This is a genomic window from Pseudooceanicola aquaeponti (genome assembly GCF_050897975.1).
Taxonomy (GTDB): Bacteria; Pseudomonadota; Alphaproteobacteria; order Rhodobacterales; family Rhodobacteraceae; genus Pseudooceanicola.
In genome coordinates this window covers 33,534-52,464 of record NZ_JBPAXY010000001.1, presented here as the reverse complement: position 1 = coordinate 52,464, position 18,931 = coordinate 33,534, and the positions used below count along the sequence as shown (strand labels likewise).

Sequence of the window (18,931 nt, the reverse complement as noted above, 5' to 3'; positions counted from 1 at the left end):
TGCACCGCAGAATATCGTTGAAAGTGCAGGGAAATTTAATGGCGGAACGTGGTAGAGGCGCCTCGCTGACCGGAACCCGGATCCGGGAACGTCGCGCCCTGATCGGGATGCGCCAGGCGGAACTGGCGCGGCGGGCGGGGATCTCGGCCTCTTACCTCAACCTGATCGAGCACAACCGGCGCAGAATCGGCGGGAAGTTGCTGCTGGGCCTGGCCGAGGCCCTGGGGGTCGAACCCTCGGCCCTATCCGAAGGGGCCGAGGCGGCGCTGCTGGCGCAGCTGCGCCAGGCCGCCGCCGACCGCCCCGATGCCGGTGCCGATCTGGAGCGGATCGAGGAATTCGTCGGCCGCTTTCCTGGCTGGGCGCGGCTGGTCGCCGTGCAGGGGCAGCGCTTGGGCGCACTGCAACAGGCGGTCGAGGCGCTGACCGACCGGCTGACCCATGACCCGCATCTGGCCGCCTCGCTGCACGAGGTGCTGTCGACCGTGACCGCGATCCATGCCGCCTCGGAAATCCTGGTGGCCGAACGGGCGCTGGAGCCGGAATGGCGCGACCGCTTTCACCGCAATATCCACGAGGACAGCGCCCGCCTGGCCGAGGGCGCCCGGCAGCTGGTCGAAGAGCTGGACGCGGGCGAGACCCGCGAGGCGGCGATTGCCGCGCCCCAGGACCAGGTCGAAGGGTTCCTGAGCGATCACGGCTTCCACTTTCCCGCGCTGGAGGGTGGCGCCGAGGCGGCGGCGGTGGAAGAGGTGCTGGAGGCGGCGGGCGAGCGGCTGGGTTCGGGCGCTGCGCGGTTGATGGCGCGCCGGGTGCTGGAGCGATATGCGCGCGACGCCGCCGCCCTGCCGGTGGCGGCGGTGGCCGAGGCCCTGCCAGAAGGAGGCGGCGCGGGCGGCGTGCTGGACCCGGCGGCCCTGGGCGCGCGCTTCGGCGTCGATGCGGGGCGGATGATGCGGCGGCTGGCGACGCTGCCCGCCGATCTGCTGGCGGCGCGGGGGCTGGGGCCCCTGGGCCTGGTGGCCTGCGACGCCTCGGGCACGCTGACCTTCCGCAAGCCGCTGGACCGCTTCCCGCTGCCGCGCTTCGGCGCCGCCTGTCCGCTCTGGCCGCTGTTTCAGGCGCTGAGCCGTCCGATGATGCCGATCGCCGGGCAGATCCGCCTGGCAGGGCGCGCCGAAGGGGTCTTTGTCACCCATGCCATCGCCCAGCCCGCCGGCCCGCCGGTGGCCAACCGCGATCCCACCTTCGAGGCCCATATGCTGATCCAGCCGGGCCCGGCCGAGGCCCCCGCCGACCTGCCGCGCGTCGGCGTGACCTGCCGGATCTGTCCGAAAGCGGATTGCCGGGGGCGGCGCGAACCCTCCATCATGGCGGAAAGCAGCGGATGACCCGCCCGGGCGCATTGATTCTGTTGACAGGGCAGAAGGCGCTTTCAAGGGGCGGGTAAAGATTGTTAGAACTCTCCGGCATTGCTCTGCTGGGAGGGGAGGACCGAATGAGCAAGTCCGTACTCGTCGTCGAGGACGAGCCGAACATCATCGAGGCGATTTCCTTCATCCTGTCGCGGGACGGCTGGCGCGTGGCCAGCCATTCCAACGGGGTGGATGCGGTCGAGGTGATCCGCGCCCGGGCGCCGGATCTGGTGATCCTCGACGTGATGCTGCCCGGCCGCTCGGGCTATGACATCCTGCGCGAGCTGCGCGCGGGCGAGGCGGCGGGAGCCAGCCTGCCGGTGCTGATGCTGACCGCGCGCGGCCAGACCAAGGACCGCGCCCTGGCCGAGGAAATCGGCGCCAGCCGCTTCATGTCGAAACCCTTTTCCAACGCCGAGGTGCTGGCGGCGGTCAATGCGCTGGTGGCCCCCTCGGCCCCCGACGTCTAGGCCAGGAGGCGCGCCGAGATGAGCCCGCCGCAGGTCCGTCCCGTCTTTCTGGAGCGTCAGAGCTATCGCCAGCGCCGCCTGATCGACGCGGTGCGGCTGTTGCCGGTGCTGGGGCTGATCCTGCTGGCGGTGCCGCTGCTGTGGCCCGAAGGGGGCGATGCGGGGCTGGGCGAGGGCGGCGCGGGGCAGGGCCTGCCGGTGTCGCGGGCGATGATCTATCTGTTCAGCGCCTGGGCCGGGCTGGCCCTTGCCTCTGGCCTGCTGGTCTGGCGCCTGTCGGTGGAAGAGGTCGAGCGGCTGGAGGGGGCCACGCCCCCCGGCCCCCCGGCGGATCTCCTGACCGAGGCCCCCCGCAGCCTGCCGCCCGATCCGCGCCTGGAATCGGCCCCCATGCCTCCGGTCGTGCCCCCGGTCGGGCCGCAGGGCGGGGGAGAGCCCCGGGATCCAAAGGCGCCTTCGGGCGATAGCGGCAGCGGGGCGGCGGGCTGATGGCCTCTTTGAACCTTCTGATCGCGGTCTGCATGGCCTATGGGGCGGCGCTGTTCCTGGTGGCCTTCGGCGCCGAACGGGCGGCGCTGCGCGGGCGCTCGGGCTGGCTGCGCTCGCCCATCGTCTACACCCTGTCGCTGTCGATCTACTGCACCGCCTGGACCTTTTACGGCGCCGTCGGCTATGCCGCGCGCTCTGGCCTGGAATATCTGACGATCTACATCGGCCCCAGCCTGGTGATGATCGGCTGGTTCTGGGCCCTGCGCAAGATCGTCCGTATCGGGCGCAGCCAGCGCATCACCTCGGTCGCCGACCTGATCAGCTCGCGCTATGGCAAGTCGAACCTGCTGGCCGTGGCCGTGACCCTGATCGCCGTGGTGGGCACCACCCCCTATATCGCCCTGCAACTGCAATCCGTGACGCAAAGCTTTGCCGTCTTCGCTGCCGCCGACCCCGGCGCGCGCATGGGGCCGGAAAGCCAGACCACCGCCCTGTGGGTCGCCGCCGGTCTGGCGGCCTTTACCGTGCTTTTCGGCACCCGCAACCTGGATGCCAACGAACGTCACCATGGCGTCGTCATGGCCATCGCCGTTGAGGCGGTGGTCAAGCTTTGCGCCCTTCTGGCGGTGGGGATCTACGTGGTCTGGGGCCTGGGCGGCGGCCTGACCGAGACCCTGGCGCGGATCGACGCCTCGGCCCGGCTGGGCGAGTGGCACATGGCCAATGGCCGCTGGACCGGGCTGATCTTCCTGGCCGCCGCCGCCTTCCTGACCCTGCCGCGCATGTTCCAGGTGCTGGTGGTGGAAAACGAGGACGAACGCCACCTGCGCACCGCCAGCTGGGCCTTCCCCAGCTATGTCATGCTGATGAGCCTTTTCGTCATGCCCATTGCCGTGGCGGGCCTGACCCTGCTGCCGCGCGGCGCCAACCCCGACATGTTCGTCCTGACCCTGCCGCTCAGCCAGGGGCAGACCGGGCTGGCGGTCTTTTCCTTCATCGGCGGCTTCAGCTCGGCCACCTCGATGGTGATCGTGGCGGCCATTGCCCTGTCGACCATGGTGTCGAACCATATCGTCATGCCGATCTGGCTGAAGTTGCAGCCGGGCAAGGGGGCGATGGTTTCGGGCGATGTGCGCCACGTGGTGATCCTGGCGCGGCGGCTGTCGATCGTGGGCGTGCTGTTCCTGGGCTACCTGTACTACCGCTTGTCGGGGGGCGGCGCGGCGCTGGCGGCGATCGGCCTGATCTCTTTCTCCGGCGTGGCGCAGTTCCTGCCGCCGCTTCTGGGCGGCATCTTCTGGCGTGGGGGCGCGCGCTCTGGCGCGCTGGCGGGGCTGGCGGCGGGCTTTGCCATCTGGCTGTGGTGCCTCTTCCTGCCCTCTTTCGGCGAGGGGGTGGTGATCCCCGCCGAGGTGATGCGCCATGGCCCCTGGGGCTTTGGCTGGTTGCGGCCCTATGCCCTCTTTGGGATCGAGGGGCTGGACCCGCTGGTGCATGGGGTGCTGTGGTCGATGCTGCTGAACTCGGGCCTCTTCGCCGCCGTTTCGCTGATGTCCTTCCCCAGCCCGATGGAGAGGTTGCAGGGCGCGCAGTTCGTCAACATCTTTCAGCATTCCGCCAGCCCGCGCGGCTGGGAAGGGGGCACGGCACAAAGCGAAGACCTGATGGTGATGGCGCAGCGCCTGCTGGGCGCGCGCGAGGCGCAGAAGCTGTTTCAGCGCGAGGCGGAACGCCAGGGCGTGCAGGGCTATCTGCCCGAACCCACGGGAGAATTCCTGCAAGTTCTGGAACGCGAACTGTCGGGCAGCGTGGGTGCGGCCACGGCCCATGCCATGGTCGGCCAGATCGTCGGCCGCGCCGCCGTCTCGGTCGAGGATCTGATGGCGGTGGCCGACGAGACCGCGCAGATCATGGAATATTCCAGCCAGCTGGAGGCGAAATCCGCCGAGCTGGCCCGCACCGCCCGCCAGTTGCGCCTGGCCAACGAAAAGCTGACCCAGCTGTCGGTCCAAAAGGACGCCTTCCTCAGCCAGATCAGCCACGAGCTGCGCACGCCGATGACCTCGATCCGATCCTTTTCCGAGATCCTGCGCGATGCCCCCGATCTGACCGGCGAGGCCAAGGCGAAATATGCCCAGATCATCCATGACGAGGCGGTGCGCCTGACCCGCCTGCTGGATGACCTGCTGGATCTGTCGGTGCTGGAGAACGGCCAGGTCACGCTGAACCGCGCCCGGGTCTGTCTGCGCGACGTGCTGGACCATGCGGTCCATGCCACCGGTTCGGCGGGTGACGCGCTGCGCCTGCGGCGCCAGCCCGCCCAGGAAGAGATCTGGCTGGACACAGATGGCGACCGGCTGGCGCAGGTCTTTATCAACCTGATCGCCAATGCCCGCAAATATTGCGATGCCGAGGTGCCCGAGCTGCGCATCGCCCTGCGCCATGCGGATGGCCAGGTCATGGTCGATTTCATCGACAACGGATCGGGCGTCGAGACGGCGCAACAGGCCATGATCTTTGAGAAATTCGCCCGTATCGGCGAGCAGAAGGCGGGCGGCGCGGGCCTGGGCCTGGCGATCTGCCGCGAGATCATGGCCCGGCTGGGCGGCACGATTTCCTACCTGCCGGGGCAGGGCGGCGCGGCCTTCCGCGTGGTGCTGCCGCAGACCGAGGCGCTGGCGGCGCAATAGGGCCGCGTTAAAGCGAATGGTAACCATCTGACGCCTACAAAGCCTGAGAAACCCGCGAATGGCGGTGGCGAAAGACATGGCATCAACTGCATCCAACGCGGTGCTGCGCAAGAAGGCGTCAGTGGCGCGCGAGACTTACCAGGCCCGGGCCATGTCGCCCGAGAAAGCCTTGCGGCTGTCGCTTGCCAAAAGCGCGGACGAATTGCTGGACCTGTCGCTGGTGGTTCTGTCGTGCCAGTACGAAATGCTCTCTGCCGACGAGCTGACGGCGCAGCTGTCCGATGACGCGCTGCTGGTGCTGCTGGACGGGGCGGGGCGGATCTCGGGGGCGATGATGCTGGATCTGATGAGCACCTCGGCCCTGGTCGAACAGAACACCATGGGCCGCATTTCCCCGCTAGAGCCCGAGCCGCGCGCCACCACCACCACCGATGCGGCGCTGATCGGGCCGATGATCGACGATGTCTTCCTGCGTCTGGCCATGCTGCTGGAGGGGGACCGCGCCAGCGACTGGATGGCGGGCTACAGCTTTGGTGTGCGGATCGAGAACGTGCGCCTGCTGGGCCTGGCGCTGGACGCGCCCGAGTTCCACGTTTTCCGACTGCATATCGAATTTGGCGCCACCCGGCAGGGGCAGATGCTGATCGCGCTGCCCGACCGCAGCCATCTGCCCGCCATAGAACGCGAAGGCGTGGCCGAGGACGGGCCGGGCGCCACCGTGGGCGCGGCGGTGATGTCGGCGCCTGCGGCGATCGACGCGGTGTTGCACCGTGTGTCGATGCCCCTGTCGCGGGTGCAGGGGCTGAAGGTGGGCGATCTGATCGAGGTGCCGCGCTCTGCCCTGGCGCAAACCCGGCTGGAAACCCGGGGCGAGACCGGCCGCGCCACCTGCCTGGGCAAGGTCCGGCTGGGCCAGATGGGCGGAATGCGCGCGGTACGTCTGACCATGGCCGGGCTGGCCCAGGCGGGGGCCGAGGGCGCATCGGGCGAGGCCGGGCGCGGCGTGCTGCCCGCGCCGGAGCTGTCGGATTTCGAGACCGGCGGTCTGGGTGAGGGTGCGGAGGAGATGCCCGCAGACATGGGCGCCGCGATGGACATCGGGGCAATGGACCTCGGCGGCTTCGACAGCGATGACGCGGCAGAGGAGGGCGGCACCGACGACCTGCCGCCGCTGGGTGACTTCAACATGGCTGACACAGAGGTGGGGGATGGCGATTTCCCAGCCATGGGCGAATTGCCGGATCTGCCCGACCTGTCGGATCTGCCAGAGCTGGAGGGCGACGAAGAGGAGGACGACGGCGGCTTCCCCGCCATGTCCCTGGCCGATCTGCCCGATCCCGAGGACTAGGCGCCCGCCCCGGGCCGTCGTGACGGCGGCAGGGCGGGGGCTGATCAGAGGTCGACCGTGGGGCGCGCCGGGACCGGGGGGCGGTCCCTGGCGGCGCCGCCGCTTAGCGCATCTGGTCGAGACGCGGGCGCAGGCTCGACAGGTCGTAGCCCGCGCGGGCCGTGGCGGCCAGGATCTCATCGGTGCTGAGCGCGCCGCTGGCGGCTTGGCCCAGGGACCAGGCCACGGAACAGCGGGTGCCCGAGGCGCAATAGGCCAGCACCGGACCGTCGACCTCGCAGAAGGCCATCTGCTTGGCGATGTTTTCGGGCGTCATGGTGTCATGGGTCAGGGGCAGCACGACAAAGTCGATGCCCGCCTCGGCCGCCGCCTGGGCCATGGCCTCGGATTGCAGCGGCGCGGGGATTTCGGAATCGGGTCGGTTGCAGATCACCCGGGCGAACCCGGCCTCCCGAAGGGCCACAAGGTCCTCGGGCTCGATCTGCGGAGACACGGCGTAACGCGGGGAGATCTGACGAATGTTCATGTCTTCTCAATAGGTGCGCCTCTGGCGGCTGTCCAGTCGGACCAGAGGGGCAACGTGCCGGTCTCGCGACCTTCTGCCGCGTCGGTGCTCATTTCCTTTGGGCGGGTGGGCCTGCTTTCGCTATAGTTGTGGCAGCGCCGGGGAGGAGGACCCGCGGCGTTATCGTCAGTGACAACCCAGGGATCTGTGCGCCGCTTTGCTGCGGTGCAGAGCCGTCCCGCCCCCGGAGGAGCCAAGATGAACCCTATCACCACGGATGAGTTGCAGCGCAAATTTGCCGATGTGTCAGAGCTGATTTCCGGGACCCGTCCGGGCAGCCGTCATCAGCATCTGTCGAAACTGCACGATCTGATCGGGGATTACGCGCGTCGCGGCGTGGTCGTTCCGGCGCCGCTGCGGCAATTGCAGGAAGACCTAACCAACGAGGCGATCGAGTCACGCTTCGACAATATGCCCATCTGAAAAAGCGGAAGGGATTTCCGCGCGCCTCACGTGGCGCCGTCATGCGGCGCTGCGGCATAAGCGGGGCAGGGGCCGGGCGATTCGGCCCGGGAACGTAGTATCCGCCCGACGAAGGGTCCCGGGCCTGATCGGGGCAGGCCAAGGGAGGCAGGGCGCGGAAAAAGCGCGCAAAGGGCGACAGGGCCGGCGGCCCGGCCTGACCGAGGCTCAGCCCAGCCAGATCCCGAGGATCACCAGCATCAGCCCCACGACCGACAGCATCAGCCCGCCCATGTTCATGGGCATGGCGCGGCGGATCACCTCGCGCAGTGCGGCGTCTTCCAGCCCGGCGGCCCGGCCCCGCGCCACCTTGATGATCGACCAGACCAGCAGCACCAGCCCGACCAGCGACACGGCCGCCCCTCCCCAGATCATCACGTCCATCGCTTTTCCGCCTATCCGTTGTCACATGCCTGGATCGCGCCTAGCGGAGGCGGACCGCCGTTGCAAGCGCGGGGGCTGAATGACCCTTGCGGCGGGTCGCCCGCGCCGGTAGCAAAGGAAGCTGCCCGAGCAGGCCAAAGCGCAGGAAAACAGGAGGCGACAGCCATGATGGACGACGAAGACGTCAAGTCGGAGAACTACCGCGTGACCGCAGGCGAACTGCGCCAGTTCATCGAGCGGTTCGAACGGCTGGATGCCGAAAAGAAGGACCTTGCGGACCAGCAGAAAGAGGTCATGGCCGAGGCCAAGGGCCGTGGTTACGACGTGAAGGTCCTGCGCAAGCTGATCGCGCTGCGCAAGCGCGAACCCGATGACATCGCCGAGGAAGAGGCGGTTCTGGAAATGTACAAGGAAGCGCTCGGGATGCACTGAGCGCCTTGGGCCGGGCGGGGCGTCGTTCCTCGCCGGGCCTGCCCGTGGCGCCCCGGTCCCGCCGGGCGGCGCCACGCGATGCGACCGGGGCCAAGCGCCTCGTGTCAGGGGGTGATGAAGCGCACCCCGGGCAGACGTTCGATCTCGTAGACGTCTTCCTCGTAAAGCTCTGTCAGCATGTCGATCATCAGCTCGTCCCAGTCCGGGCCGGTCAGCTCTTCCTCCAGCGCCTCATCCAGGGCGAACTTGTCGAGGAAGGCGGCGGCGGCGCGGCGGCGCTGGTTTTCGGTCATGCCGGGATGGTCGGCCAGATAGGCGTCGAAGCGGCGCACCCCCTCGTCCGACATGATGTCGTGCAGCATGTCGAAGGCGCCCTCCAGCACCCGGTCGGGGCCGAGGCCTGCCATGTTGCGCATCACCTCGCCCCAGATCAGCGGCGTATCCTCGTGGCACCAGCAGGTGATCGGCAGATCCGGCAGGGTCTCGCGGATGCGCCCGATCAGTTCCGACCAGCGCAGCGCCAGCGGATCGGTGCCGCCCATGAACTGGTCAAAGCTTTGCTGCGGCGAGATGTTGAAGACATCGGGCAGGTAGGTGGCCGGGTTGCGCACTGCCAGGAACAGCTCCAGCCGGTCGCCGCCGAAGAACTCGCGGTAATCGGCCAGCTTGGTTTCGGCATTGGGATAGAACTGGTCGCTGCCCACGGCCAGTTTCGGCACGCAGAAGAAGTTTTCGTTCGACAGCACCAGCCGCGCCGGGGTGTCATGGTCGAGGGTGCGTTGCAGGAACCGCTCTTTCGCGCCTTCTTCGGGCGGGTGTTCCGATAGCGCGTGGATCGCGTCGCGCAGCGAGCGGCGATAGCGCGAGGGGCCGGGCACGGCCACACCCTGCTCGTGCAGGCTGTCGCGGTTCTTCAGCAGGCATTTGATCAGACGATCCTCATCCGTGGTGTGGACCCCGGCGTGAAGAACAACCTGCATCACCTTACCTCGCCTGCTGATGTCTGCCCTCTATATACGCTGGGATCTGGACAGGCAAAGCCGTTTCGGGCAACCAGACCCCATGCCGCAAAGCCAGACCCAGACCGACCATCCCACAGCCGCCCCCGCGCGGCGCCTGATCCCCTCGCCCTGGTCGCTGGGGGCGGCGCTGATTGCCGCGCTGGTGCTGTTTCCGATCCTGTCGGTGATCTGGACCGCGCTGTGGCCCGAGGCGAATATCTGGCCGCATCTGGTGGCCACCACCCTGCCGCGCTATCTGGGCAATTCGCTGATCCTGATGGGGGCCGTGGGGGCGCTGACCGGGGCCGTGGGCACCGGGGCGGCCTGGCTGGTGACGCGCTATCGCTTCCCGGGCCACCGCTGGTTGGAATATCTGCTGCTGCTGCCCATGGCGATCCCGGCCTATGTGGGTGCCTATGCGCTGGTGGATTTCCTGGAATATGCCGGCCCGGTGCAGATCGGGCTGCGGGGCCTCTTCGGCTGGACCTCGGCGCGCGACTACTGGTTCCCCGAGATCCGCTCGATCGGGGCGGCCATCGTGGTGCTGACCGCCTCGCTTTATCCTTACGTCTACCTGCTGTCGCGTGCCGCCTTCCGCGAACAGTCGGGCGGCGCCGAAGAGGTGGCCATGTCGCTGGGGCGCGGCCCCGTCCGCCGGTTCCTGACCGTGGGCCTGCCACTGGCGCGCCCCGCCATCGCCGCCTCGGTCGCCATCGTGATGATGGAGACGGTGAACGACTTCGGCACCGTCGACTATTTCGCCGTGCAGACCCTGACCACCGGCATCTTCTCGGTCTGGCTGCAAAGCTACAACGCTGGGGGCGCGGCACAGATCGCTTGCGTGATCCTGGCGCTGGTGGTCTTTCTGGTGCTGTTGGAGAAATCCTCGCGCCGCCGCCTGCGCTATTACAACCTGTCCAGCCGTCACCGCCCGGTGGTGCCAATGCGCCTGCGCGGCGCCGCCGCCTGGGCCGCCACCCTGGCCTGCACGCTGCCCTTCGCCCTTGGCTTCGTCCTGCCGGGGGCGGTGATCCTCAGCCATGCCTGGAACGAGGCCGGGGCCTGGACCGATCCGGGCCTGATGCTGGCGCTGTCGCATACCCTGACGGTCTGCGCCCTGGCGGCCCTTGTGACGGTCGCGGCGGCGGTCTTCCTGGTCTACGGGGTGCGCCTGTCGGGCGCCGCCCTGCCGCGCCTGCTGATGCCGGTGACCACCATCGGCTATGCGGCGCCCGGCGCGGTGCTGGCCGTGGGCATCCTGGTGCCGCTGGCGGGCCTCGACCACCGGCTGGCCGATGGCATCGCGGCGGCGACGGGCCATGATCCGGGCCTTTTGCTGACCGGCACGGGCTTTGCCCTGGTGCTGGCCTATTCGGTGCGCTTCTTCGCCATCGCCCAGGGGGCCGCCGACAGCGCCATGGGCCGCATCCCGCCCTCGCTGCCCATGGCTGCCCGGTCCCTGGGCCGCAACCGCGCCTCGGTCCTGCGCGAGGTGCATTTCCCGCTCATCCGCGGCTCTCTCGCCTCGGCGCTGCTGCTGGTCTTCGTCGACAGCGTGAAGGAGCTGCCCGCCACGCTGCTGCTGCGCCCCTTCAACTACGACACCCTGGCAACCCGGGTCCATGAGAAGGCCAGCCTGGAACAGCTGGGCGAGGCGGCCCCCGCGGCCCTGGTGGTCATCGCCGTGGGCCTCTGCGCCGTGGCCCTGCTGGCCCGCGCCAACCGCTGAGCGGGCCGTCGCGCGCCCCGGGGCCCGCTGCGGATGCGTGTCCCAAACCGCTTGAACGGTCCGCCCGATCCGCGTAAACGGCGGTCAATGCCCCTATAGCTCAGCTGGTAGAGCAACTGATTTGTAATCAGTGGGTCCGCGGTTCGAGTCCGTGTGGGGGCACCATAACCCAATGAAAATAAAGCTAATTTTCCGTATGCATATGTATGCGTCCGAACGTCCGAATCCGTCCGAATTCGGACGGATGTTCATACGGCATCACCTTCCCAACCCAGCGGCATGAGAAATCCCGCGGCCGAGCGATGACCGCCCCCGCCGTAGGCGGCCGCGATCTCCGAAACATCGAGCCCGTCGCCCCGCGACCGCAGCGAGAAGGCCCGCCCCTTCGGGCCGTCGACGTAGGTCGCGGCGAATGGTTCCCCGACTGCCATGGTTCCGGCCGCGTCGGACGCCAGGGCATAGGGCGCTGCTGCGACCGGCACATCGTGCCCGCCGATGATCATGCGGCGCTGCGAGACATCGATCACCTGCCGCACCAGCTTGTCGTGGGCGCGCAGGATCGCCTCACCTTCGGCCGCCACCTGGCCGATATCGGCATCAGCCTGCAGGCGGGCGTCCAGGTCCTCCCAGGTCGACCAGGTCATTTCGTGCGAGGCGATCACCGCATTGATCTCGCGGGATTGGTCGATATTCCAGCGCCAGAGATCCCGATCGGCAACGACCTCGACCAGGAACGGGCGCTGTCCGCCGCAGAAAAAGTCCCAAGCCATCTGCGCTCCGCTGCGGCCCATGTCGAACAGGGCCCGTGGCGCACGCGGATCTCGGCCGTGATCCAGCTCGGCGGACAGTCCGCCCAGATGGTCCAGCCAACCGTTTGAGTGGGGCTCCGGAAGGCCGGACAGTTCTTCTTGCGCCGTCTTGTGGTGATCAAGAACCAGGATCGAGCGCGCGGTCTCGGCCATGCGTTCCATCACCTTCCGCTTGTAGCTGAAATCGACAATGATCACGTCGGCGCCCAGCACGTTCGGTGGCTCGTCGCCGTAGCCGGCGGGAACGAACGTGATGCCGGCGCCGAGCGCCATCCGAACACACCAAGCGGCGGTAAAGCCATCCGCGCAGTTGGCGTGATAGATGCAGATAGTCGTGGTCATGTGGGGTATCCTAGGTCAGCTGGTCTGGGTGAACTTGCCAGTGCGAGGGCGCGTCTTCTCGCCGCTGCGATCATGCTCGATCGCCTTTTCGCTATCCGCGGTGCGCCAATCCGGCCAGGTCCGCGCCTCGTTGCGGGACTGTTTCGCAAGGATCAGCCTGCAAGCGAGGTCAGCGACGAATTCCGGATCCCCACGAACGCCGGTGCAAAATGCGAGCTGGCGGGTCAGCCCGTCCAAGGCCAAGATCACAACGTCAACCCATTCGTCCGACTCACCGTTGGCGGCTTCCACCTCCACGAGCTCCTTCCGAATGTGATCGATCACTCCCGCCGTTCGCACGCCGGGGCCGTAGGTCGCGTGGCTAAATGCCATCTGACGGATAAGATGCTGCTTAAGGTCCATTCTGTTGCCTCCTGGCAGGTGGTTAGCTGGGCTTTGAAGGGGCGGCCGTCATCGCGACCATGGTCTTCCGGTGGAAGGCCTCGAGTTCGTCCACCCACTGCTGCATGAAGGCGAGGTCGCCATCGGTCTCGCTTGTCCCGTCGTCGAGGCCGTCAGTCAGCACGGCAAACAGTTCGGTTGTCGGAATTACAGGTGGGACAGGGAAGCCCGCGCCTGTTCTCGGAAATCGTCCAGGTGTCCGGGATCCATCCGGTGTCATGCCCGCATCGACTGCAGGTGAAGCGGATGCCCTTCGCGCCGCCTGGAAGGTGCCCCGCATCTTCGACATGCATGCGGATGCAGCGCTGACGAGGAATGTCCTGGTCTGGAAAGAGATATGGCTGCCGTCTGTACACCTAGAACACCAGGGCGCCGAGCAGGACGCCGGCGCCGAAGATGCACCAGCCGATGATCACCAGCGCGAAACCGGTCCCGTGTGGCGCTTCCCTGTTTTCCCTTGGGGCATGGTCACGCATCATCGGCTCCTAGTGTCATCGCCTGCAGGGGATCCCGTCGGCAGGGCGCGCAGAGCCGGTTGTGAGGGCCCTGGCTCATGAAGGCGCTTCCACAGCACAGGCAGGCCCGCTCGCGCAGCCTGGCACGCTCTGCGAGGCGCGTGGCTGCGCCGGCGGCGTGATGGTCGCGGGTGAAGTAGCGGCTGACCCGCCGCTCGCCGGCAAAGACCGCCCAGCTCTGGCCGCAGCCGCGCACGTCCAGCTGCAGATCGCCGCTCATACGGTTTCCCCACGGTGTCGCGCGGAGCGCCATTTAGGGCGCAGCATTTCGTTCACCTCGACCATGATCGCCCGGCAGACGCGCCGCATGTGTGGGCTGTCGCTGCTGTCGGCATGACGCTGCGCCTTGGCGCGGATCGCGTTGAGGCGGCGGAGCTCGCCCTTCGTCCTGGTCATCCCTCATCCTCCTCTCGGCCGGGTCGGCGGATCGCGCCGATCGCGCGGCTTGAGGTTTCGAAGCTTGCCGGCATGTAGGTGGTCGTCAGCTGTGCGTTCTGCGCGGCCGTGTTGCCCAGGACGTCACCCACGTCGCTCTTGGAGGCGCCGCCTTGGCGCGCCCAGACAGCACCCGTGCGGCGCAGGTCGCGGAATTGGATCGTGGCGCAGCTCTCCAGAATCTCGGTCGCGCGCTTGCGCAGGGCGGCCCAGTCCTTCTGGAACTCATCGACCCGCCATAGCCCGGTGCGGCCGGGCAGCAGCAGGGCATCCGGATCATTCGTCTCGCGGTGCCGACGTTCGATCAGCGCCAGGTTCTCCGGATGCACTGGCATGCCGCCCTCGGTCGCGCGCTTGGCCCGGGTGAAGATCCAGGCCCACCCCCGGCGCTCGACCACCCGGTCGCCCTCGAGGGCGGGCCAGGTCACCTGGCGAAACGCGCCCACCCGGGCGGCCAGGACATCAGCCTGGCGCTGGCCCTGGAAGAGCGAGAGGCGCATGGCATCGGCCACGGCGCGGGCGCGGTCTGTGTCGATCGCCTCGGCCGCCGCCTCAAGCGCGGCCAGCTCGTCGGTGGTCACGACCCGATTGCGCGCCGCCGGCACCTCGAGCCCGAGGCGCAGGCAGGGGTTGGTGTTGTGGGCGCGCCATTCGATCCGTTCGGCATAGGACATGAGGATCGACATCATGGCGATCAGACGCTTCGCCTGGGTCACGCCCCGCTCTCGCTGCAGGCTTTTGCCCCAGCGATACATCACGCCGTGGGTCAGATCCCCGACCAGCTCGTCGCCCCATTTCTCCTCGATGACCTTGAGCCACCCGCGATAGCTGCGCTGCGTCGCCGGCTTCACCTGGGGCAGCTCGTCTTGGCGGTAGCCGGCGGCCAGGGCGCCGACGGTGCGCTGGCCGCGCCGGGTCTCCTCCGGGCCGACACCGTCGCGCAGGGCGCGGCGGGCCTTCTCGGCTTCGCGCTTCGCCTGGGTGACGCTCCAGCTTGGCCGGTCAACGTCCAGCTCGATCGAGCAGAAGCCGAGGTCCCGCTGCGGGCCGCTCGGTTCCCACCAGATGCGCCAGCTGCCATCGGCGCGCTGGCGCTGACGCAGGCCGGTGATCTTGTCGGTGATCGGGGGCTTCTTCGTGCGGCTCATTTCCCCGGCCTCCAGGCCTCGGCCTTCTTGCGCACCTGGGCGATCCAGTTGCTGATGGCGCCAGGCAGGCCCGAGGTGCTGGAGGCGCGGAAGCCATGCATCGAGAAGAATACCCCAGTGACCCCCTCGGAGATTGCGGCCGGCGCATCGCGGCGGCTCTCTAGAGCCTTCTTGAGGGACAGGAGCTCTTCGCGCTGGCGCGCGCGGCTGGCGTCGTAATCGTTGAGGTCGAAGGGGGTGATCCCGCCGATCATTGCCTCGAGCTCGGCCGCGGCGCTCAGCACCAGCTGACGGTGGGTGTTGTCGGAAAAGTCAGTCATGCGCTTGCCGCCTTTTGCAGGAGCCTGTCGGCCCGGGTTTTCAGGGGGGGTGCCTGGAGGGCGGGATCGTCTTTGGCGAGGCCCTGGCGATCGACCCAGGCCAGAATGGCGCTGCGGCGCCAGAGCAGGGGGCGCAGCGAATGGGGCATCGGCGCCGGGAAATCATGATCCCGCTCGAGCCAGTCCCGCTTGGTGTTGAACGAAGAGCGCGACATCTGGAGCAGGTCCGCAACCTCGTCGGAGGTGAGAAAGAGCTTCGGCAGGCGGTCGGTCATGTCTGATCTCCCTGGGTGTGAAGGATGTCGGAGACGATCCCGGCCAGCGGCAGCTGCACGGCACGCGAGGCGACGCGGGCGAAGGTCATGTTGGTGCGGGTGGCGCCGGGCAGGGCGGCCAGGGCATCGGCCCAGCGGTCGGCCCAGGGCGTGTCATCGAAGACCTGCACCAGGAAGGCGACGGACCGGCCGGAGGCGACGCAGAGCGCCGACATCTCCGGCCGGACCCGCAGGCCGCCAAAGGCGAGCTGGCGGTTGGCGGCCTGGGCCTCCGCGCCGTCACATCCCAGAGCGACGCGGATCCAGTCGGCCAGGCAACGGGGCACGTCGCGGGCCGGAAAGTAGGGGTGACCCAGAAGATGGGCGAGGCACTGGGCCCCGGTCTCGGCCGAGCGGTAGCCGTCGGTGACGTCGACGCCGACCAGGCGCTGGCCGGGGCGCAAGCTGCGTTTCGCCATGCGCTCGGCCTCGGCCGCGCTGGTGGCGGGGATCGTGTAGTGACGGCACAGCTCTTCCGTCACGGTCGCGCGGTAGTGGCGCAGACCGTCCATCTTGGTCAGGGTTGTCATGGGTCTACCTTGTCAGGTGGTTTCCTGTGACGCCTCCGGCGCGCCATCGAGGCTGAATGCGTCCAGCGCGGACGCAAGGGCGTCCAACATTTCGCGGGCGGTGGAGTAGGCGCCGAGTTCCTTGTCCATGAGCCTCGTGTCATCGGAGCGCTGGCTGATCACCCACCCGCCGTTCGGCATCATGCGCAGGATGAGGGGGTCTTCGGTGCTGAAGGCGCCGATTTTCGGGAAGTGAGGGGTGGTCATCGTGTCCTCCCTAAGCTGCGGCCAGCAGTTCGCCATCGAGGGCCAGCCGGGTCATCGGATATTTGAACCACTGATCTTCGCCACCATTCTTGCGGTAATGGACGATGCGGTTCTCGTGCAGCTGGTCGACGTCGACGACATACTCGCCAGTGGCATAGATCCAGGAGAGAAGCCCTGCATCCTCGATCACGCCGGTCTCGAAGTTCACCCGCAGGCGGATCAGATCCTGCCCCTGGTCCTCGAGTTGGATTTCATAGGCCATCATGCCCTCCCTGCGCGCTCATGCTCGGGCGCGTCGACGAAGCCCTCGGGCCAGCTCGGGCGCTGCCCGGTCAGGTCCTGGATCATCTGGGCGACCGCGTCGCGCATCAGGTCTGCGAAACGGGTCTTCATGTCTTCATTCTCAACCAGGCGGAAGGCGATGCGACCGACCTCGAACGCGTCTTCCATCGTGTCGATGGGGGCGAAATAGGCGACCCACCACGCGCCCTCGACGCGCAAGGCAAGTCGGCCGAGTGGCTGTTTCTGTGTCATGAGGACCCTCCTCTGGTTGGTGGTCCCCGCGCGCGCCCTGCGCGGGGAGGTGATGGGACGGGCCGGTAAGGGTGGGGATTGACCGGGGGCGCCCCGACGGGACCTCAGGCGCCGAGAGGCGGCGCGCGATGCATGTCCAGGAGAATGACGTTGCTGTCGCCGGTCACGGACCGGCAGGCCTCGCGGCGCAGGATCAGCTCGTCCAGGAGCGGACCCATGGCGGAAAGAAGAGCCTCGGCTTCGGTGGCCGTGGGGATGATGCCGCGCGCCGCATCATAGGCGAGGTCGCGGTAGCCGCGCAGCAGCCGGTCATCCACCGGCCCCGGCTGCGCGTTCGGGATGCTGTCGTGATGTGCCACAAAGGCCTCCTGAGCTGTTCTCTGCTCAGGAAGTTAGGAGTTGTGACCTGTGACCGTCAAGGCAAAAAATGCCAAAATGGCAAAATTAGACGTCTGGCGCCGTGCCAAATATCGTGGCGGTGACCGCGGGATCTTGGCTGAAGAATGCGGACCCGACTGCGCTGTTCGGGTGTAGGGTCGCTATACAGAATGCCCGATAGATTTTCTTTTTTGCCAGTTCTCTGTCTGCCGATAGGGGCCATGCCGCTACGGAGGCCAGGGTCATTTCGAGTTGAATTGCCTGAGTTGGCCCGGCAGTGAGCCCGTTGCCGTGGTCGTTGGAGAATACATGCCACTGCTGGCGTGCCCAGTCGTGGAATAGCTCAAAGTCCGCATCCTGATAGATGCGTTTGTAGGGCTTTTCGAGTGGGCTATTAGTGGTGGGGGCACCTGCGTCTTCCGGCAACGCGCTACGGGTTGTGCTAACGAAATCATTGGGATTGGCAGTCCTCAGCATGTGGGCGGGAAGCTCATCGGGGTGCTTGCAAGACATGCCGAAGCGATCAATTAGGTGGTTAACGATCAGGGCGCGCTCGAGTTTTGACAGCTTTTCGGTCGCGATCACTGTAAGTATCTGAAAAAGCTTACCGACTAGGTCGTCGGGAGCATCGAATTTCTGGTGAGTGTTTCGATCTATTAGCACGTAGCCGCGGCCAATTCGTTTTTTCCGCAGTCGGAAGTTCAGGTTCTCGAGTTTCGCGGCCATCATGGTCTCCAGGAGGCGACCACTTTGCCTCTGATGACGACGTTGCGCCCATCTACCAAGTGAAGGCGCCGGTCGGTTTCGCTCGCGCTGTCGGCAATCAGCGCTGGGGGCTCAAAGCGTCGCAGGGCGATCTTTGGGCTTCCTTCGCCCCAATCATGGATTTGAGCGAGGACTATGTCACCTGAGCCGCATCGCTCGGATTGGTCGGTGTCTAGCAGCAGAGTGTCCCCCTGCAAGTAGCCGCCAAGTTTCATAGCTTCGCTGGTCACAGTCCAAAGCTCCTGCCCGTGCTTTCGCCCGAAGGCGTCGGCAACTCTGTTTGCCGTTTCGGTCTCTTTCAGGTTGCCGCTGAAAGGGGCGGCATCTCCCTGCACCATGCCTTGCCTGATTGCGCGGGCATGGTTTGCTTGCAGAAAGGGTTTGCCGCCAAGTTTGGGGGGCGTGGCGATCAATTCGGGAGTTTCGTCGATTGGGGTCGCGGACGACGTTTCCATGATCAGGCCGGCACGGCGTAGAACCTCGTCGATCGGGACGTCGAGTGCTTCAGAAAACGCTTGAGCCCACTCAAGTGTCATCCTTCGCTGTCCGGTATAGATCTTCGAGACAGCCGATCTGTCGCGTCCAAGGCGCGCGGCGATGTCCTCGGCTGTGATGCCAACTTTTTTCTGCTGGGCTTTGAACCACTTGTCATCCATGGCTGACTAAGTAAGCGCTGCCATAGGGCACAGTAATGTGCCAAAGGGGCAAAATGTGCCTTTACAGGCAAATTTTGCATAGGCTAAGTCTGGTGTCATGAGTAACCACCTGACACCAGTGGCTGTAGCCGAACGCATCATCGGGCCGATCGAGCAGATCGCCTTGATATGCGGCTATTCCGAGAAGGCCGGCTATGTCTGGCGCCATTCCTCCAGCCGCCGGCGCGAGGGTGATTTCCCCACGATGGGCGTCGTGCGCAGCATCCTGGCCCACGCCGCCGCCCATGACCTCCCGCTCAAACCCGAGTGGCTGATCTGGGGCGCCGATGCGGCCCAGGTCGAGGCGGCCATCGCCGCCCACCAGGGCTCGGTGCCCGTGCCGCTGATCCCGTCGGAGGTCGCGGCGCAATGAGCTTCCCCCTGTCTGTCTTCGATCCTCATCAGATCACTGCCGAACCGGACAGGTCCCTCGTCCCGGCGCGTCTTTTCCCTTGGGCGCGCCGGGGCCTTTTC

27 protein-coding genes and 1 tRNA gene are annotated in these 18,931 nt (G+C 67.1%); 10 read left to right on the top strand and 18 right to left on the bottom strand.

The genetic code is table 11. The features are described 5' to 3' along the window. The first annotated feature begins 38 nt into the window (after window positions 1-38). The 5 genes from ACRARE_RS00300 (at window position 39) to ACRARE_RS00280 (ending at window position 6,412) form a co-directional block, all read left to right on the top strand. Complete coding sequence (locus ACRARE_RS00300) at window positions 39-1,391, top strand: helix-turn-helix domain-containing protein (RefSeq protein ID WP_432654411.1); 1,353 nt, start codon at window positions 39-41, stop codon at window positions 1,389-1,391. A gap of 107 nt (window positions 1,392-1,498) precedes the next feature. Next, window positions 1,499-1,885, top strand: coding sequence for a response regulator transcription factor (locus ACRARE_RS00295; RefSeq protein WP_432654410.1), 387 nt, complete (start codon window positions 1,499-1,501; stop codon window positions 1,883-1,885). A gap of 18 nt (window positions 1,886-1,903) precedes the next feature. Further along, a complete protein-coding gene (locus tag ACRARE_RS00290; RefSeq protein WP_432654409.1) occupies window positions 1,904-2,374 on the top strand; it encodes a hypothetical protein in 471 nt (156 codons plus the stop codon). After that, the gene (locus ACRARE_RS00285; protein WP_432654408.1) at window positions 2,374-5,064 is read left to right on the top strand and encodes an ATP-binding protein; all 2,691 of its coding nucleotides are present in this window, start codon (window positions 2,374-2,376) and stop codon (window positions 5,062-5,064) included. Before ACRARE_RS00290 ends, ACRARE_RS00285 begins: the two co-directional genes overlap by 1 nt. A 76-nt stretch (window positions 5,065-5,140) precedes the next feature. Continuing rightward, entirely contained in the window at window positions 5,141-6,412 is a 1,272-nt protein-coding gene (locus ACRARE_RS00280; protein ID WP_432654407.1) for a FliM/FliN family flagellar motor C-terminal domain-containing protein, read from the top strand. Between the two features lie 103 nt (window positions 6,413-6,515). Here ACRARE_RS00280 and ACRARE_RS00275 read toward each other — a convergent pair whose 3' ends face one another. Beyond that, entirely contained in the window at window positions 6,516-6,938 is a 423-nt protein-coding gene (locus ACRARE_RS00275) for a protein tyrosine phosphatase family protein (protein ID WP_432654406.1), read from the bottom strand. Between the two features lie 237 nt (window positions 6,939-7,175). Here ACRARE_RS00275 and ACRARE_RS00270 point away from each other — a divergent pair, with 237 nt between their 5' ends. Continuing rightward, window positions 7,176-7,400 (top strand): hypothetical protein, encoded by a 225-nt coding sequence (locus tag ACRARE_RS00270; RefSeq protein WP_432654405.1) that lies wholly within the window; start codon window positions 7,176-7,178, stop codon window positions 7,398-7,400. Window positions 7,401-7,607: 207 nt separating this feature from the next. Here ACRARE_RS00270 and ACRARE_RS00265 read toward each other — a convergent pair whose 3' ends face one another. Further along, the gene (locus tag ACRARE_RS00265; RefSeq protein ID WP_432654404.1) at window positions 7,608-7,823 is read right to left on the bottom strand and encodes a hypothetical protein; all 216 of its coding nucleotides are present in this window, start codon (window positions 7,821-7,823) and stop codon (window positions 7,608-7,610) included. A 165-nt stretch (window positions 7,824-7,988) separates the two neighbouring features. Here ACRARE_RS00265 and ACRARE_RS00260 point away from each other — a divergent pair, with 165 nt between their 5' ends. Then, entirely contained in the window at window positions 7,989-8,255 is a 267-nt protein-coding gene (locus ACRARE_RS00260; protein WP_432654403.1) for a DUF2312 domain-containing protein, read from the top strand. Window positions 8,256-8,359: 104 nt separating this feature from the next. Here the strand turns inward: ACRARE_RS00260 and ACRARE_RS00255 are convergent, their stop codons facing one another. After that, window positions 8,360-9,235 (bottom strand): hypothetical protein, encoded by an 876-nt coding sequence (locus ACRARE_RS00255; protein WP_432654402.1) that lies wholly within the window; start codon window positions 9,233-9,235, stop codon window positions 8,360-8,362. An 82-nt stretch (window positions 9,236-9,317) separates the two neighbouring features. On the opposite strand from ACRARE_RS00255, the gene ACRARE_RS00250 reads away from it, so the two are divergent. Both ACRARE_RS00250 and ACRARE_RS00245 read left to right on the top strand, forming a co-directional pair. Next, window positions 9,318-10,985 (top strand): ABC transporter permease, encoded by a 1,668-nt coding sequence (locus ACRARE_RS00250; protein WP_432654401.1) that lies wholly within the window; start codon window positions 9,318-9,320, stop codon window positions 10,983-10,985. 89 nt (window positions 10,986-11,074) lie between these two features. Then, window positions 11,075-11,150: transfer RNA gene (locus ACRARE_RS00245), tRNA-Thr, on the top strand. Window positions 11,151-11,233: 83 nt separating this feature from the next. Here ACRARE_RS00245 and ACRARE_RS00240 read toward each other — a convergent pair. From ACRARE_RS00240 to ACRARE_RS00170, 15 genes are all read right to left on the bottom strand, one after another. After that, the gene (locus ACRARE_RS00240) at window positions 11,234-12,136 is read right to left on the bottom strand and encodes a phosphohydrolase (RefSeq protein WP_432654400.1); all 903 of its coding nucleotides are present in this window, start codon (window positions 12,134-12,136) and stop codon (window positions 11,234-11,236) included. Window positions 12,137-12,151: 15 nt separating this feature from the next. Beyond that, the gene (locus tag ACRARE_RS00235; RefSeq protein ID WP_432654399.1) at window positions 12,152-12,538 is read right to left on the bottom strand and encodes a dATP/dGTP pyrophosphohydrolase domain-containing protein; all 387 of its coding nucleotides are present in this window, start codon (window positions 12,536-12,538) and stop codon (window positions 12,152-12,154) included. 22 nt (window positions 12,539-12,560) lie between these two features. Then, complete coding sequence (locus ACRARE_RS00230) at window positions 12,561-12,701, bottom strand: hypothetical protein (RefSeq protein WP_432654398.1); 141 nt, start codon at window positions 12,699-12,701, stop codon at window positions 12,561-12,563. 344 nt (window positions 12,702-13,045) lie between these two features. Then, window positions 13,046-13,312 carry a hypothetical protein gene (locus tag ACRARE_RS00225; protein ID WP_432654397.1) on the bottom strand — a complete coding sequence of 89 codons (267 nt, stop codon included), beginning with the start codon at window positions 13,310-13,312 and terminating at the stop codon, window positions 13,046-13,048. Continuing rightward, complete coding sequence (locus tag ACRARE_RS00220; RefSeq protein WP_432654396.1) at window positions 13,309-13,488, bottom strand: hypothetical protein; 180 nt, start codon at window positions 13,486-13,488, stop codon at window positions 13,309-13,311. Before ACRARE_RS00220 ends, ACRARE_RS00225 begins: the two co-directional genes overlap by 4 nt. Continuing rightward, window positions 13,485-14,675: a site-specific integrase gene (locus ACRARE_RS00215; protein ID WP_432654395.1), complete on the bottom strand. Its 1,191-nt coding sequence runs from the start codon at window positions 14,673-14,675 to the stop codon at window positions 13,485-13,487. The genes ACRARE_RS00220 and ACRARE_RS00215 overlap by 4 nt, the downstream gene beginning before the upstream one ends. Next, window positions 14,672-14,995: a hypothetical protein gene (locus tag ACRARE_RS00210; protein WP_432654394.1), complete on the bottom strand. Its 324-nt coding sequence runs from the start codon at window positions 14,993-14,995 to the stop codon at window positions 14,672-14,674. Before ACRARE_RS00210 ends, ACRARE_RS00215 begins: the two co-directional genes overlap by 4 nt. Beyond that, complete coding sequence (locus tag ACRARE_RS00205; RefSeq protein ID WP_432654393.1) at window positions 14,992-15,270, bottom strand: helix-turn-helix transcriptional regulator; 279 nt, start codon at window positions 15,268-15,270, stop codon at window positions 14,992-14,994. The genes ACRARE_RS00210 and ACRARE_RS00205 overlap by 4 nt, the downstream gene beginning before the upstream one ends. Then, window positions 15,267-15,839: a hypothetical protein gene (locus ACRARE_RS00200; protein ID WP_432654392.1), complete on the bottom strand. Its 573-nt coding sequence runs from the start codon at window positions 15,837-15,839 to the stop codon at window positions 15,267-15,269. The genes ACRARE_RS00205 and ACRARE_RS00200 overlap by 4 nt, the downstream gene beginning before the upstream one ends. 12 nt (window positions 15,840-15,851) lie before the next feature. Next, window positions 15,852-16,085, bottom strand: coding sequence for a hypothetical protein (locus ACRARE_RS00195; RefSeq protein WP_432654391.1), 234 nt, complete (start codon window positions 16,083-16,085; stop codon window positions 15,852-15,854). A 10-nt stretch (window positions 16,086-16,095) separates the two neighbouring features. Further along, entirely contained in the window at window positions 16,096-16,347 is a 252-nt protein-coding gene (locus tag ACRARE_RS00190; protein WP_432654390.1) for a hypothetical protein, read from the bottom strand. Next, complete coding sequence (locus ACRARE_RS00185) at window positions 16,347-16,619, bottom strand: hypothetical protein (RefSeq protein WP_432654389.1); 273 nt, start codon at window positions 16,617-16,619, stop codon at window positions 16,347-16,349. The genes ACRARE_RS00190 and ACRARE_RS00185 overlap by 1 nt, the downstream gene beginning before the upstream one ends. Before the next feature lie 104 nt (window positions 16,620-16,723). Further along, window positions 16,724-16,978 carry a hypothetical protein gene (locus ACRARE_RS00180; protein WP_432654388.1) on the bottom strand — a complete coding sequence of 85 codons (255 nt, stop codon included), beginning with the start codon at window positions 16,976-16,978 and terminating at the stop codon, window positions 16,724-16,726. An 85-nt stretch (window positions 16,979-17,063) separates the two neighbouring features. After that, window positions 17,064-17,723, bottom strand: a complete 660-nt coding sequence (locus tag ACRARE_RS00175) for a hypothetical protein (RefSeq protein ID WP_432654387.1) — start codon at window positions 17,721-17,723, stop codon at window positions 17,064-17,066. Continuing rightward, complete coding sequence (locus ACRARE_RS00170) at window positions 17,723-18,418, bottom strand: helix-turn-helix domain-containing protein (RefSeq protein ID WP_432654386.1); 696 nt, start codon at window positions 18,416-18,418, stop codon at window positions 17,723-17,725. Before ACRARE_RS00170 ends, ACRARE_RS00175 begins: the two co-directional genes overlap by 1 nt. Before the next feature lie 97 nt (window positions 18,419-18,515). Between ACRARE_RS00170 and ACRARE_RS00165 the strand changes: the two genes are divergently transcribed. Beyond that, entirely contained in the window at window positions 18,516-18,830 is a 315-nt protein-coding gene (locus ACRARE_RS00165) for a hypothetical protein (RefSeq protein WP_432654385.1), read from the top strand. The last annotated feature ends 101 nt before the right edge of the window (window positions 18,831-18,931 follow it).

Bases quoted from the DNA above. Each gene is read 5' to 3' on its own strand.
- ACRARE_RS00300 (WP_432654411.1), top strand. From the start codon at position 39: ATGGCGGAACGTGGTAGAGGCGCCTCGCTGACCGGAACCCGGATCCGG.
- ACRARE_RS00295 (WP_432654410.1), top strand. From the start codon at position 1,499: ATGAGCAAGTCCGTACTCGTCGTCGAGGACGAGCCGAACATCATCGAG.
- ACRARE_RS00290 (WP_432654409.1), top strand. From the start codon at position 1,904: ATGAGCCCGCCGCAGGTCCGTCCCGTCTTTCTGGAGCGTCAGAGCTAT.
- ACRARE_RS00285 (WP_432654408.1), top strand. From the start codon at position 2,374: ATGGCCTCTTTGAACCTTCTGATCGCGGTCTGCATGGCCTATGGGGCG.
- ACRARE_RS00280 (WP_432654407.1), top strand. From the start codon at position 5,141: ATGGCATCAACTGCATCCAACGCGGTGCTGCGCAAGAAGGCGTCAGTG.
- ACRARE_RS00275 (WP_432654406.1), bottom strand. From the start codon at position 6,938: ATGAACATTCGTCAGATCTCCCCGCGTTACGCCGTGTCTCCGCAGATC.
- ACRARE_RS00270 (WP_432654405.1), top strand. From the start codon at position 7,176: ATGAACCCTATCACCACGGATGAGTTGCAGCGCAAATTTGCCGATGTG.
- ACRARE_RS00265 (WP_432654404.1), bottom strand. From the start codon at position 7,823: ATGGACGTGATGATCTGGGGAGGGGCGGCCGTGTCGCTGGTCGGGCTG.
- ACRARE_RS00260 (WP_432654403.1), top strand. From the start codon at position 7,989: ATGATGGACGACGAAGACGTCAAGTCGGAGAACTACCGCGTGACCGCA.
- ACRARE_RS00255 (WP_432654402.1), bottom strand. From the start codon at position 9,235: ATGCAGGTTGTTCTTCACGCCGGGGTCCACACCACGGATGAGGATCGT.
- ACRARE_RS00250 (WP_432654401.1), top strand. From the start codon at position 9,318: ATGCCGCAAAGCCAGACCCAGACCGACCATCCCACAGCCGCCCCCGCG.
- ACRARE_RS00240 (WP_432654400.1), bottom strand. From the start codon at position 12,136: ATGACCACGACTATCTGCATCTATCACGCCAACTGCGCGGATGGCTTT.
- ACRARE_RS00235 (WP_432654399.1), bottom strand. From the start codon at position 12,538: ATGGACCTTAAGCAGCATCTTATCCGTCAGATGGCATTTAGCCACGCG.
- ACRARE_RS00225 (WP_432654397.1), bottom strand. From the start codon at position 13,312: ATGAGCGGCGATCTGCAGCTGGACGTGCGCGGCTGCGGCCAGAGCTGG.
- ACRARE_RS00220 (WP_432654396.1), bottom strand. From the start codon at position 13,488: ATGACCAGGACGAAGGGCGAGCTCCGCCGCCTCAACGCGATCCGCGCC.
- ACRARE_RS00215 (WP_432654395.1), bottom strand. From the start codon at position 14,675: ATGAGCCGCACGAAGAAGCCCCCGATCACCGACAAGATCACCGGCCTG.
- ACRARE_RS00210 (WP_432654394.1), bottom strand. From the start codon at position 14,995: ATGACTGACTTTTCCGACAACACCCACCGTCAGCTGGTGCTGAGCGCC.
- ACRARE_RS00205 (WP_432654393.1), bottom strand. From the start codon at position 15,270: ATGACCGACCGCCTGCCGAAGCTCTTTCTCACCTCCGACGAGGTTGCG.
- ACRARE_RS00200 (WP_432654392.1), bottom strand. From the start codon at position 15,839: ATGACAACCCTGACCAAGATGGACGGTCTGCGCCACTACCGCGCGACC.
- ACRARE_RS00195 (WP_432654391.1), bottom strand. From the start codon at position 16,085: ATGACCACCCCTCACTTCCCGAAAATCGGCGCCTTCAGCACCGAAGAC.
- ACRARE_RS00190 (WP_432654390.1), bottom strand. From the start codon at position 16,347: ATGGCCTATGAAATCCAACTCGAGGACCAGGGGCAGGATCTGATCCGC.
- ACRARE_RS00185 (WP_432654389.1), bottom strand. From the start codon at position 16,619: ATGACACAGAAACAGCCACTCGGCCGACTTGCCTTGCGCGTCGAGGGC.
- ACRARE_RS00175 (WP_432654387.1), bottom strand. From the start codon at position 17,723: ATGGCCGCGAAACTCGAGAACCTGAACTTCCGACTGCGGAAAAAACGA.
- ACRARE_RS00170 (WP_432654386.1), bottom strand. From the start codon at position 18,418: ATGGATGACAAGTGGTTCAAAGCCCAGCAGAAAAAAGTTGGCATCACA.
- ACRARE_RS00165 (WP_432654385.1), top strand. From the start codon at position 18,516: ATGAGTAACCACCTGACACCAGTGGCTGTAGCCGAACGCATCATCGGG.